The 11,107-nt window shown below is 68.1% G+C and carries 14 protein-coding genes; 8 read left to right on the plus strand and 6 right to left on the minus strand.

The features are described 5' to 3' along the window. Positions 1-90: 90 nt before the first annotated feature. The 4 genes from PFX90_RS00985 to PFX90_RS01000 are packed head-to-tail and all read right to left on the minus strand — an operon-like array spanning position 91 to position 3,712. Positions 91-1,158, minus strand: a complete 1,068-nt coding sequence (locus PFX90_RS00985) for an AraC family transcriptional regulator (protein WP_285709497.1) — start codon at positions 1,156-1,158, stop codon at positions 91-93. 4 nt (positions 1,159-1,162) lie between these two features. Next, positions 1,163-2,071, minus strand: coding sequence for a 50S ribosomal protein L11 methyltransferase (locus tag PFX90_RS00990; RefSeq protein ID WP_285709500.1), 909 nt, complete (start codon positions 2,069-2,071; stop codon positions 1,163-1,165). Next, complete coding sequence (locus tag PFX90_RS00995) at positions 2,068-3,000, minus strand: MBL fold metallo-hydrolase (protein WP_285709503.1); 933 nt, start codon at positions 2,998-3,000, stop codon at positions 2,068-2,070. Before PFX90_RS00995 ends, PFX90_RS00990 begins: the two co-directional genes overlap by 4 nt. Further along, entirely contained in the window at positions 2,990-3,712 is a 723-nt protein-coding gene (locus PFX90_RS01000; protein WP_285709505.1) for an SDR family NAD(P)-dependent oxidoreductase, read from the minus strand. The genes PFX90_RS00995 and PFX90_RS01000 overlap by 11 nt, the downstream gene beginning before the upstream one ends. A gap of 108 nt (positions 3,713-3,820) precedes the next feature. Here PFX90_RS01000 and sdhC point away from each other — a divergent pair, with 108 nt between their 5' ends. The 3 genes from sdhC to sdhA are packed head-to-tail and all read left to right on the plus strand — an operon-like array spanning position 3,821 to position 6,469. Beyond that, a complete protein-coding gene (sdhC, locus tag PFX90_RS01005) occupies positions 3,821-4,201 on the plus strand; it encodes a succinate dehydrogenase, cytochrome b556 subunit (RefSeq protein ID WP_285709507.1) in 381 nt (126 codons plus the stop codon). 13 nt (positions 4,202-4,214) lie between these two features. Continuing rightward, entirely contained in the window at positions 4,215-4,601 is a 387-nt protein-coding gene (gene sdhD, locus PFX90_RS01010; RefSeq protein WP_285709509.1) for a succinate dehydrogenase, hydrophobic membrane anchor protein, read from the plus strand. Further along, complete coding sequence (sdhA, locus tag PFX90_RS01015; RefSeq protein WP_285709511.1) at positions 4,601-6,469, plus strand: succinate dehydrogenase flavoprotein subunit; 1,869 nt, start codon at positions 4,601-4,603, stop codon at positions 6,467-6,469. Before sdhD ends, sdhA begins: the two co-directional genes overlap by 1 nt. A gap of 72 nt (positions 6,470-6,541) precedes the next feature. On the opposite strand, the gene PFX90_RS01020 is transcribed toward sdhA, so the two are convergent. Continuing rightward, positions 6,542-6,832: a type II toxin-antitoxin system RelE/ParE family toxin gene (locus PFX90_RS01020; protein ID WP_285709512.1), complete on the minus strand. Its 291-nt coding sequence runs from the start codon at positions 6,830-6,832 to the stop codon at positions 6,542-6,544. Next, positions 6,832-7,080 carry a type II toxin-antitoxin system ParD family antitoxin gene (locus PFX90_RS01025; protein WP_285709514.1) on the minus strand — a complete coding sequence of 83 codons (249 nt, stop codon included), beginning with the start codon at positions 7,078-7,080 and terminating at the stop codon, positions 6,832-6,834. Before PFX90_RS01025 ends, PFX90_RS01020 begins: the two co-directional genes overlap by 1 nt. Before the next feature lie 136 nt (positions 7,081-7,216). Here PFX90_RS01025 and PFX90_RS01030 point away from each other — a divergent pair, with 136 nt between their 5' ends. The 5 genes from PFX90_RS01030 (at position 7,217) to PFX90_RS01050 (ending at position 11,095) form a co-directional block, all read left to right on the plus strand. Continuing rightward, positions 7,217-7,753, plus strand: a complete 537-nt coding sequence (locus PFX90_RS01030) for a hypothetical protein (RefSeq protein ID WP_285709516.1) — start codon at positions 7,217-7,219, stop codon at positions 7,751-7,753. After that, the gene (locus PFX90_RS01035) at positions 7,746-8,861 is read left to right on the plus strand and encodes a saccharopine dehydrogenase NADP-binding domain-containing protein (protein ID WP_285709520.1); all 1,116 of its coding nucleotides are present in this window, start codon (positions 7,746-7,748) and stop codon (positions 8,859-8,861) included. Before PFX90_RS01030 ends, PFX90_RS01035 begins: the two co-directional genes overlap by 8 nt. Continuing rightward, entirely contained in the window at positions 8,858-9,280 is a 423-nt protein-coding gene (locus tag PFX90_RS01040) for a thiol-disulfide oxidoreductase DCC family protein (RefSeq protein WP_285709523.1), read from the plus strand. The genes PFX90_RS01035 and PFX90_RS01040 overlap by 4 nt, the downstream gene beginning before the upstream one ends. 46 nt (positions 9,281-9,326) lie before the next feature. Then, a complete protein-coding gene (locus PFX90_RS01045) occupies positions 9,327-10,319 on the plus strand; it encodes a C13 family peptidase (RefSeq protein WP_285709525.1) in 993 nt (330 codons plus the stop codon). A gap of 317 nt (positions 10,320-10,636) precedes the next feature. Beyond that, a complete protein-coding gene (locus PFX90_RS01050) occupies positions 10,637-11,095 on the plus strand; it encodes a YiiD C-terminal domain-containing protein (protein WP_285709527.1) in 459 nt (152 codons plus the stop codon). The last annotated feature ends 12 nt before the right edge of the window (positions 11,096-11,107 follow it).

Consider the following 11,107-nt stretch of genomic DNA (forward strand, 5'->3'; position numbering starts at 1 on the left):
CAGCGAAGGCTTATGACATGGCTTGCCTCACCGGCAAAGGCTCGTCGCTGGCGGAAAAAGCCGAAGGATTCCGAAATCGCCCTCGCTTTTTCAGTTCCGACCGATCGCGGCGCGGCGGTAATCGGTGGGGGTCTGCCCGGTCTCGGCGCGGAAGGCGCGGTTGAAGGGCGGGAGCGAATTGTAGCCGAGGTCCATCGCGATGGTGAGCACCGGCAGGTCGACCTTCGCGCGATCCGCCAGCAGCGCGCGCGCCTCGTTGATGCGGTAGCGGTTGAGGTAGGCCGAGAAGTTGCGGTGCCCCATCCGCCGGTTGATCAGCGCCCGCAAGCGGTGCTCGGGGGTGCCGAGGCGCTCGGCGAGCCCGGCGATGGTGAGGCCGGGGGTGCGGTAGATGCCCTCGTTCATGGCGGCCTCGAGCTTGTCCCTCAGCACGATCTCGCTGGGCGAGAGCGCGGCGCCGGGCGAGCCTGATCCGGCTGCGTCTGCGCCCCCGGCGGGCTGGGCCTCGCGCTCGGTCTCGAGCAGCAGTTCGGGCTCGGTGCGCAGCAGGGTCTTGCCCGCGAACAGGGTCAGGGCGAGGATCAGGATGCCATTGACGAGCGAGACCGCCGGAAACGCCGCGCCGCCGCTCGCCCGCCCGGCGACGAGATCCCACGCCAGAATGCCCCCGGTCTGCGCGCCGATCAGCAGCGGCAGCCACAGGCGGAAGGTGCGGCGCTGCTCGACCAGATCGTCGTCGCGTCCAAGCAGGGCAATGCGGAACAGGTCGGCGACGAGCAGCAGCCCGATGATGTGGATGAGGTAGAAGCCGACCCGCAGGTGCGGCACAATCAGCCACCCGGTCACCCAGGCGGCCGCGAGCAGGGCCGGAACCCCGCTCACCGCCAGCCGCGGCGGCTCGCGTTCGAACACGCGCAAGGCGAAAAGCCAGATGAAATAGGGGGTGAAGATCGACAGGAAGTCGCTCACCGGCAGCGGGCCGGGCAGGCCGAAGACGCCTCCCGCAGTATTGAGTAGGTATCCGATCAGCCCGACCAGCAGGCCGGCCAGAGGAAGCTTCAGGCCGCGCCGCATCTCGCCGGTCAGCAGCAGGAGCACCAGCAGCAGGCTCGCCCCGCAGGCGAGCAGGCGGACCGCGATGTCGAGCCGCTCGATCATCGGGTCAGCGCACCCGTCGGCGCCGCAGCCACAGGATCGCCCAGTCGCCGCGTTGCAGGCGCGCGGCCATGCGGAAGCCGGCGCGATGCATGGCGCGCTTGACCGCAGCCTCCTGCTCGCCCGCCAGCAGGCCTGCGAGCAGCAGGCTCCCGCCCGGCGGCACGGCCTTGGCGAAGTCGGGCGCGAGGCTCACCAGGGGCCCGGCGAGGATGTTGGCGATCAGCAGATCATAGGGCCCGCGCACTTGCAGGAGGGGATCGTCCATCCCGTCGGCGACGATCATCACCGCCTCGCCGTGTCCGGCGCCCAGCGGCACGGCGTTGAGCCGCGCGTTCTCCTCGACCACGCCGGTGCAGACCGGGTCGATGTCGGTGAGGGTGCACAATGCCTGCGGCCACAGCGCCAGCGCCGCAAAACCGAGCAGGCCGGTGCCGGTGCCGATGTCGGCGACATTCCTCGCCACGACGCCGCTCGCTTTCATGTGGCCCAGCATCTCGAGGCACCCGGCGGTGGTCTTGTGCTGGCCGGTGCCGAAGGCCTGAGAGGCGGGGATGACGAAGTCGATCAGCTCGGGATCGGCGGGGTATTCGGGCGTGTGGACGTGGAAGCGCCCGGCGCGGATCGGGGGCGCGTTGTGCTGGCTGAGCGTCACCCAGTCCTGCGGCGCGAGTTCCTCGACGGTGATCTTCGGCGGCGTGCCCTCGAACAGCCCGGCGAGCGCGGCTTTCTCGGCCGGGCCGGGCTTCCTCGGATACCAGCCTTCGAGCACCCAGTCGTCGGGCTTGTCCTCGGCCACCTCGCGCCCGGCGATGACGAGCTCGAAGTCCCAATCGTCGATTTCATCATGCGCCAGCAGCGCCGCCTGCACGACCGGCTTGGGGGCGTGGGCGGTGAGTTTCCAGGTGGTGGTCACTTGCCCGCCGCTTCCTTGGCGAGGCGTTCATCGAGTGCCTTGATCTTGCTGTCAGCATATTGCGCGCAGGTCATTCCGCCTTCGAGTGTCCCGTTGCGCGCCCGTGTGATCATTTCGCTCGCGGAAGGATGGGGGGTAAGCAGGATGTCGCACTCGAGCGCACCCAACTTGGCGAGCCCGGCGCGATAGGCGGCGACGTACTCCGGATTATCGGAAAACCGGTAGGTGTCGCTGCTGATCGGCGAAAGGCTGTCGGCATAGACGATGGTCTTGCACACGTCCCTCTCGCAAGCCTCCCACTGCCAGCTGAGCGCGCCGGGCGTGTGGCCGGGGGTGCTGATGGGAGTGAAGGCGATCCCACCGAAGGTGACCGGGCGGCCCGGTTCGATGGCAATGATGTTAGTGGCAGGGCGCATCGGTTCGTGCATCCCCGCCTGGGGATCGCGCGGATTGTCCTTGCCAGTGCGCAAGACCTCGGCGGCTTCGGGAGATGCCAGCATCGGCGCGAGGGTGTAATTCTGCGCTGCTGCCATTCCGCCGACATGGTCGAAATGCTCGTGGCTGTAGAGCAGCAGACCGATCCGCGTGGGGTCGTGCCCGATCCGCGCCACGTTCTCCAATGCAAGCCAGATGCCCTTTTCCGTGCCGGTGTCGATCAGGACGGTGCCGTTCTCGCCCGCGACAAACAGGATCGTGATGCCGCAGGTGCCGACATAATAGGTGTTGCCGTAAACCTTGAAGGGCGGGCCGGGTTTGTCCCAATCGTCCCCGTCCTTGCAGGCCCGCGACCAGTCTTCCGGCTTCACGATCCGCGGCTCTGCGACGATCGCCAGAGCTTGCTGCGGCTCGGCGGCCTGTTGTTGCCGCTCTGCCGGGGCGGCGACCGCGTGCCCGCCGGACAGCGCAAGGGCGATGAGTTCAACGTACAAAGCTTGCTCCATTGGCGTCGATGACCGCGCCGGTCATGCTGGGGGGCGCGTCGAGGGCGCAGAAGGCGATGATCGCCGCGATTTCCTCGGGCGTAGCCACCCGGCCCAATGGGATGTCGGCCAGCAGCCCCGGCCCGCCGCGGCTCGCCAGATAGTCGCCCGCCATCGAGGTATCGGTGAAGCCCGGGGTCACCGCAAAGCTCAGGATGCCGTCCTTGGCATAGGCTCGCGCGATGGTCTTGTGCATCCCGATCATCCCGCTCTTGGCCGCCGCGTAATGCCAGTGCGCGGGGGAATCGCCGCGGTATGCCGCGCGGCTCGCGACGTGCACCAGCCGTCCGGCAAACCCGCGCTCCTGCCAGTGCAGCACAGCGAACCGCGACAATTGCGCCGCGCTGGTGAGGTTCACGCGCATCGTGTCCTCCCAGGCATCGAGCCATTCGATGTCCGAGCGGTCGAGCCGGTTGGCTTCGAAGCGCCCGGCATTGTTGACCACCGCATCGATCTCGCCTCCCGCGACCTCGAGCGCGGCTTCCCACAGCGATTGCGCGGCGAGGGGATTGCCGAAATCGGCGGCGATGATCGGCGTCTCTCCCGCCAGGGCAGGCGCGCGCGAGGCGTGGCCGATGACCTTCGCGCCCCTTGCCGCCAGCGCCTCGAGCGCCGCCCTGCCAATTCCGCGGCTTGATCCGGTTACCAGAATGTGTCCCATGCAATCCGCTATCCGAAACTTTGCAAGCCATGTCCACTGCTCGCCGCTTGCCTCGCGCGTCAGCGGCGCTAAGTGGGAAAGCCGAATTATGGGACAGACGGGATCACCATGAACCAAAGACCGCTATCGCCCCACCTCGAGATCTGGCGCTGGGGGCCGCACATGCTCGTATCGATCCTCCACCGCGCGACCGGCGACGGCATGGCGCTGGTGGGCCTCGGCGTCCTGCTGTGGTGGCTGGGATCGCTGGCGAGCGGGCCGGAATCCTATGCGACCTTCCAGTGGGCGATGGGCTCGCCGATCGGCTATCTGGTGCTGGTGGGGCTCAGCTGGGCCTTCTTCACGCACATGATGAGCGGCCTTCGCCACTTCGTGCTCGATATCGGCGCGGGTTACGAGCTCGACACCAACCGCATGTGGTCGATTGCCTCGCCGGTGATCGCGATCCTGCTGACTGCGGCCTTCTGGGCCGTGATCCTGCTGGGCTGAGGGGGTAAGGCACATGGGTAACGGAACTTCCATCGGCCGCGTGCGGGGCCTGGGCGCCGCGCATGAGGGGCCGCATCACTGGCTGCTCCAGCGCTTCACCGCGATCGGCAATCTCGTGCTGATGACCTGGCTGCTGGTCAGTCTCGCGCTGCTGGGCGACTTCGGCCACGCCAATGTCACCAAGTGGCTGAGCCACCCGATCAACGCGACCGCGATGATCCTGCTGGTCGTCAGCCTGTTCTGGCACGCGCGGCTCGGCCTTCAGGTGCTGATCGAGGACTATGTTCACGAGGCAGGCCTCAAGTTCGGCGCGATCGCGCTGCTCAATCTTGCAACCATCGGCGGGGGCGCCTTCGGGATTTTCAGCGTCGCCGCGCTTGTTTTCGGAGGTAAGGCGTAATGGCCACCGCAGCACCCAAGGGCACCGCGAATGACGTCGGCGGAGCGCATCTGAAGGGCGCCTACACGATCGTCGATCACACCTATGACGTGGTGGTGGTCGGCGCGGGCGGATCGGGCCTGCGCGCGACGATGGGCGCGGCCGAGGCTGGCCTGCGCACCGCGAACATCTCCAAGGTCTTCCCGACGCGCTCGCACACCGTGGCCGCGCAGGGGGGGATCGCCGCCTCGCTCGGCAACAATTCGCCCGATCACTGGACCTGGCACATGTACGACACCGTCAAGGGGTCGGACTGGCTGGGCGACCAGGACGCGATCGAATATCTCGCGCGCGAGGCCCCGGCGGCGGTCTATGAATTGGAGCACGCGGGCGTGCCCTTCAGCCGCAACGAGGACGGGACGATCTACCAGCGCCCCTTCGGCGGGCACATGCAGAACATGGGCGCCGGCCCGCCGGTGCAGCGCACCTGCGCCGCGGCCGACCGAACCGGCCACGCGATGCTCCACGCGCTCTACCAGCAGAGCCTGAAGTATGACGCGGACTTCTTCATCGAATACTTCGCGCTCGACCTCATCATGTCCGAGCGCGACGGGGTGAAGCAGTGCGTCGGCGTGATGGCGATGTGCCTCGACGACGGCAAGATCCACCGCTTCCGCGCGCAGTCCGTCGTGCTGGCGACCGGCGGCTACGGGCGCTGCTACTACACCGCAACCAGCGCCCACACCTGCACCGGCGACGGCGGCGGGATGGTGCTGCGCGCCGGGCTGCCCTTGCAGGACATGGAGTTCGTCCAGTTCCACCCGACCGGCATCTACGGCGCGGGCGTGCTCATCACCGAAGGCGCACGCGGCGAGGGCGGCTACCTCACCAACTCCGAGGGCGAGCGTTTCATGGAGCGCTATGCCCCTTCCGCGAAGGACTTGGCGTCCCGTGACGTCGTCAGCCGCTCGATGGCGCTGGAAATGCGCGAGGGCCGCGGCGTGGGGCCGGAGGGCGATCACATCTACCTCCACCTCAACCACATCGACCCCAAGGTGCTCGCCGAGCGCCTGCCGGGGATCACCGAGAGCGGCAAGATCTTCGCCGGCGTCGACCTCACCAAGCAGCCGCTGCCCGTCACCCCGACGGTGCATTACAACATGGGCGGCATCCCGTGTAACTATCACGGGCAGGTCGTGACTTTGGGGCCGGACGGCAACCCGGACACCGTCATCCCCGGCCTCTACGCCGTGGGCGAGGCGGCCTGCGTTTCGGTGCACGGGGCGAACCGCCTCGGCTCGAACTCGCTGATCGACCTCGTGGTGTTCGGCCGCGCGACCGGCCACCACCTGCGCGACAACCTAAAGCCCAATGCCAAGCAGGCCGAACTCCCCGCCGACAGCGCGGACTTCGCCCTGACCCGGCTCGACCACTTCCGCTATGCGCAGGGCGGCTCGCCCACCGCGCAGATCCGTGCGGAAATGCAGAAGGCGATGCAGAAGCACTGCGCCGTGTTCCGCGACCAGAAGCTGATGGACGAGGGCGTCGCCAAGCTCGCCGAGCAGAACAAGCGGATGGAGGACATCCACGTCACCGACAAGTCGCTGATCTGGAACTCGGACCTGATCGAAACGCTCGAGCTCGACAACCTCATGGCGCAGGCCAATGTGACCATCGCCTCCGCCGCCAACCGCAAGGAAAGCCGCGGCGCCCACGCGCACGAGGACTACCCCGAGCGTAACGACAAGGAATGGATGAAGCACACCATCGCCTGGTTCGACGGCTGGGGCGGTCGCGGCAGCAACATCCGCCTCGATTACCGTCCGGTGCACGAGTACACGCTGACGGACGACATCAAGTATATCGAGCCCAAGGCGCGGGTTTATTGATCCTTCGGAGCAATTCGTGACAGCCAAGGCCCGGTCCTGGGAAGGATCGGGCCTTTCGTTTTGCTCTGCGGATCAGCCCAGCATCTCGTCCACATCCATCCGATTGTGGAGCACGCGGACGACCTCCACCCTGTCAGCTGTGACGACATAGAAGATCAGATGTTCACCGCTGGCAGCCTTGCGGAAGGCGGCGCGCTTGCTGCGATATTCAGGGTAGCTGGAAGGGAAATCGGCAATTCCGCCGAAACGGGCGTTGATCGCCGCGACGTAAGCGTCCGCTTGATCGATTCCCCACCTGTTCGCCGTATCGGTCCAGATCAGCGCGAGGTCTCGCCGCACCGAGGGACGCACGACAAGGCGCATCAGTCAGCTTTGTAGGTAGCGTGCATCTCGCGAAGAAAATCGTCGAAGTCGAACTCTTCGGCGGGGCCGCTATTCAATCCCTCTTCAAGCGCGGCATCAAGCGCCGCAATGCGCTTCTCCCGCTCCTCCGCGCGGCGCAGGGCGTCGCGGATCACTTCGCTGATCGTGGCGAATTCGCCCGATTCCACCTTGCGACGGGCATAGGCTTCGTAATGGTCGCCGAGCGAGATCGAGGTGTTCTTTCCCATGGATGGTAAGATACCAGATTCTGGTAATGTCGCAAAGCCCCGGGCATCACCCTATCCCGGTTGACCCGCTCCCCGTCCGCAGGCAGCTTCGCGCCGTGCGCATGTCCTCCTCGATTCCTGCCGGAATACTCAGCTGATGCCGGCCGATGGGCCCGTCATCAAGCGGCTCACCTGGTATTGGCAGGTCGAGGTCGGCAATGCCGCGCTGGTTCCGCTGGCCTTCGCCATCTTTGCCTGGCGCTTCGGCGACGGGCTGGGCTGGCCGACGCTTGTCGCATTGCTGCCGGTGTGCGGGCTCCTGGTGGTGGGCGGGCTCTACTGGCGCGGCAAGCTCCATGCCTTACGGGGGGAGGGCGAGGCGCTGAATAGCGCGCTGGCGCTCGCCGATCGCTGGGACCGGCCGCTGCTGGTGCTTACCCTGCTGGCTCTCGTTCTGGCGGTGGCTGGCTTCGCCTTGCCGCTCCTGGGCAGCACCGCGAGCGACCGCTGGGCAGTGCTGGCCGCGGCGGCGCTCGCGGTGGCGGAATATGTGAATTACTATCACCGCCAGCTCCAGCATTTCGACAACTGGCCCGACTTCAAGCGGCTGATCACGGGGCGCGGTTTCCGCCCGGCGAAGATGGCGCTCGACCTTGCCCAATGGCGCGCGCGGCGGGGGAGGGGGCGTGGCTGAGGCGCGCGCGCCGCTGCGGGTCGCGATCATCGGCGGCTATGGCAATTTCGGCCAGCACGTGGCGCGCAGCCTTGCGGGCGATCCGGCGATCCGGCTGATCCTTGCCGGGCGTTCGCTGGAGAAGGCGCGGGCGGCGGCTGCGGCCTTGGACGCGGCCAACCCCGCCGAGGCCGGCGCCTACGACTTGGCCGGCCCGCCCGAGGCATTGGCGGCGCTCCGGCCCGATCTCGTCATCAACATGGTCGGGCCCTATAACGGCCAGAGCTACGCCGTCGCCGAGGCCGCGATCGCCTGCGGGGCGCATTATTGCGACATTGCCGACGCGCGGGATTTCGTCACGGGGATCGGGATGCTCGACCACAAGGCCAAGGCCGCAGGCGTCGCGGTGATCGCGGGGGCGAGCTCGATCCCCGCGCTGACCGCCGCCTATGCCGACGCAGCGCTGGAGGAGATGCACACGATCCGCGTGCTCGACTACGGCATCAGCGGCGCGGAGCAGTCCAACGCGGGGGCGGGGACGGTGGCGGCGGTGCTGTCCTTTGTCGGCCAGCGCTTTAGCCAGCGCATCGGCGGGCGGATGACCCAAGTCACCGGCTGGGGCGACCAGCGCCGCGTGCACATTCCCGGCATCGGCGCGCGCTGGTTCGGGCGGGCCAATGCGCCCGATCTCGACCTCTTTGCCGCGCGCTATCCGGGGCTTGAGGAGCACACCTTCTGGGCCGGCCACGCGATCCTCCCGATGCATTTCGGCACGGCGCTGATGGGCTGGCTGACGCAGCGCGGCCTGCTCCCGAGGCTCGACCGCTTCGCGCCCCAGCTTGTCCGCATCGCCAGCCTGTTCAACTGGCTCGGCACCGGCACCAGCGGGTTCTTCATGACCATCGCGGGCGAGGGGGCGGACGGCGCTCCCGCCACCCGCCGCCACTGGATCGTCGCGCGCTCGGGGCATGGGCCGTTCATTCCCTGCATCCCCGTCATCCTTATCGCCCGCGCCATGGCCGCCGGACACCGCTACGATCCCGGCGCGCGGCCCTGCCTCGATATCGTCAGCCTGTCCGATTTCCGCGCTGCCTTTGCCGACTTCGATGTTACAGAGACCTCCGCATGATCGAACCGGAACTCCCCGACTGGGGCGACCCGCGCCCGCTTTTCATCTTCGACCATGTCTGCGTGCTATGCTCGGGCGGGGTCTCCTTCATCATGAAGCACGACCGCGCCGGCAAGATCGCCTTCACCCCCGCGCAAGGCCCCCTCGGCCAGCAGCTGTGTGGCCACTTCGGGATCGACTGGAACGCGACCTATGTCTTCGTCTCGGGTGGCCGCGCCTTCACCAGGTCCGACGGCTATTTCGAGGTCGCCCGCGTCCTCGGCGGGTGGTGGCGGCTCACGCTCGTCTTCCGGATCATCCCCCGGCCCTTGCGCGACTGGGCCTACGACCTTGTCGCCCGCAACCGCTACCGCTGGTTCGGCAAGACCGCCGAGGCCTGCCAGCTGCTCACCCCCGACCAGCGCGCGCGGCTCGTCTGACGCAGCGGCTTGACGGGCCGGAGTCGTGCGGGCAGCTTGGGTCTCGATGAACAGGGGCCAGATCATCGCGGGACTTGTGGCGGCGCTTGCCGCCTTCCCTGCGCTCTCGCAGTCCTCCGCCCCGACACCGCCGAACCCCAACCAGCCCCCGCCGCACACCGCGCCGTTTCCCGATCTCGGCAGCGGCCAGACCATGGCCGAGCGGCGGCAGAGCTACGAGGCCTCGCCCGAACTGCGCCGCGGGCTCAGCGCCGCCGAGATGCGCGCGCAGGCCGCGCGCCTCGAGGCTGCCCTTGCCGCGCTCCAGCCCCAGCGCCCCGGCACGCCCGACGCCTATGTCCTCAGCGTCGCGCTCGACAGCGACCCGGTCTTCGCCCGCGAGGCGCGCGAGGCGGCCAGGGTGCTCTCCGCGCGCTACGGAGCACAGGGCCGCACGCTGACCCTCGCCGGGCCTGACGGCACGCGCGACGATGCCCCGCACGGCTCGATCAGCGCGCTCCGCCTTGCCATCGCCCACCTTGGCAGCGTGATGGACAGCAAGGAGGATGTGCTCGTCCTCTACACCACCAGCCACGGCAACGACTTGGGCCTTGCCTATCACTGGGGCGATGTCGGCTACGGCATCCTCAGCCCCAAGGGCCTCAAGGAGGCGCTGTCCGAGGCGGGGATCAAGCGGCGGGTGCTGATCCTCTCGGCCTGCTACTCGGGCGTCTTCGTGCCGGTGCTGGCGAGCCCCGACACCGCGATCCTCACCGCTGCCGCCAGCACGCGAAGCTCCTTCGGGTGCCTTGCCGAGAACGACTGGACCTTCTTCGGCGACGCGCTCGTCAACCGCGCGCTGCGCCAGCCGGTCGGGCTCGAGGAGGCCGCGCGCACTGCTGGCCGCTCGGTCGCCGAGTGGGAGGCCAAGGCCCGGTTCCTCGCCTCGCTGCCGCAGGTCAATGTGGGCATGAACGCGCGCGCCTGGCTGCCGGTGATCGAGGCGGGGATGCCGCGCGAGGCCTCGAAGCCGGTCGGCCGCCCGGCCTTCGCCGAGTAGAGCGCGCCGCTCGACGGGCGCTTCCGGCCCGTGTTGGAGACACATGCGACACTGTCCAGGGGCGCAAATTCCTTCCGCTCCGGTGGGGTGTGCGCGGGGGTGTTTTACCAAGTCCAAAGAGCAGCTTCGCGAGCATTAGCAAAGCGCGAAGCTGTAGGAAAATGCTTCTCCCCTCCCGCTTGCGGAGAGCCGCAGGCGTGGCGCAGCCACAGCGGTCGGGGGTGGGCACGCGAAGTCCGACCGCCTGACCGCTCCGCTTGACCTTGCGCGGACTCAATGTATCCAGTGGATACATAACCCCAGCGAGGCGATTCCCTATGACCCCCTTCGATGCCCTCAAGGCCCAGCTTTCCGCCGTCGTCCCCTTCGCCGCCTATGTCGGCGTCACGCTCGAGGAGATCGCCGAGGGCCGCGCCACCGCCACGCTCGCACAGAGTCACAACACCTCGAACCACATCGCCACGATGCACGCCGGCGCGCTGTTCACGCTGGCGGAAGCCGCCTCGGGCGCGGCGATGGCGGGGATGTTCCTCGAACGCCTCGCCGCGCTGCGCCCGGTCGCGGCGGGCTCGACCATCGCCTATGCGCGGCCCGCCAAGGGCACGATCACCGCGCGCGCCAACGTCGATGGCGAGAAGGCGGCGCTGTTCGCCGCGCTCGACGGCGAAGGCAAGGTGCGCTTCCCCGTCACCATCACCATGGAGGACGCCGAAGGCCGCGAAGTCGCGCGGATGAGCGTCGACTGGCACCTCTCGGCCTTGGCCAAGGCGGCGTGAGCGTCTAACCGG

Source organism: Erythrobacter oryzae (assembly GCF_030271515.1).
Lineage (GTDB): Bacteria > Pseudomonadota > Alphaproteobacteria > Sphingomonadales > Sphingomonadaceae > Erythrobacter > Erythrobacter oryzae.

Excerpts from the sequence above, each read along its gene's own strand:
- PFX90_RS00985 (WP_285709497.1), bottom strand. The coding sequence starts at position 1,158 with ATGATCGAGCGGCTCGACATCGCGGTCCGCCTGCTCGCCTGCGGGGCG.
- PFX90_RS01000 (WP_285709505.1), bottom strand. The coding sequence starts at position 3,712 with ATGGGACACATTCTGGTAACCGGATCAAGCCGCGGAATTGGCAGGGCG.
- sdhC (WP_285709507.1), top strand. The coding sequence starts at position 3,821 with ATGAACCAAAGACCGCTATCGCCCCACCTCGAGATCTGGCGCTGGGGG.
- sdhD (WP_285709509.1), top strand. The coding sequence starts at position 4,215 with ATGGGTAACGGAACTTCCATCGGCCGCGTGCGGGGCCTGGGCGCCGCG.
- sdhA (WP_285709511.1), top strand. The coding sequence starts at position 4,601 with ATGGCCACCGCAGCACCCAAGGGCACCGCGAATGACGTCGGCGGAGCG.
- PFX90_RS01020 (WP_285709512.1), bottom strand. The coding sequence starts at position 6,832 with ATGCGCCTTGTCGTGCGTCCCTCGGTGCGGCGAGACCTCGCGCTGATC.
- PFX90_RS01025 (WP_285709514.1), bottom strand. The coding sequence starts at position 7,080 with ATGGGAAAGAACACCTCGATCTCGCTCGGCGACCATTACGAAGCCTAT.
- PFX90_RS01030 (WP_285709516.1), top strand. The coding sequence starts at position 7,217 with ATGCCGGCCGATGGGCCCGTCATCAAGCGGCTCACCTGGTATTGGCAG.
- PFX90_RS01040 (WP_285709523.1), top strand. The coding sequence starts at position 8,858 with ATGATCGAACCGGAACTCCCCGACTGGGGCGACCCGCGCCCGCTTTTC.
- PFX90_RS01045 (WP_285709525.1), top strand. The coding sequence starts at position 9,327 with ATGAACAGGGGCCAGATCATCGCGGGACTTGTGGCGGCGCTTGCCGCC.
- PFX90_RS01050 (WP_285709527.1), top strand. The coding sequence starts at position 10,637 with ATGACCCCCTTCGATGCCCTCAAGGCCCAGCTTTCCGCCGTCGTCCCC.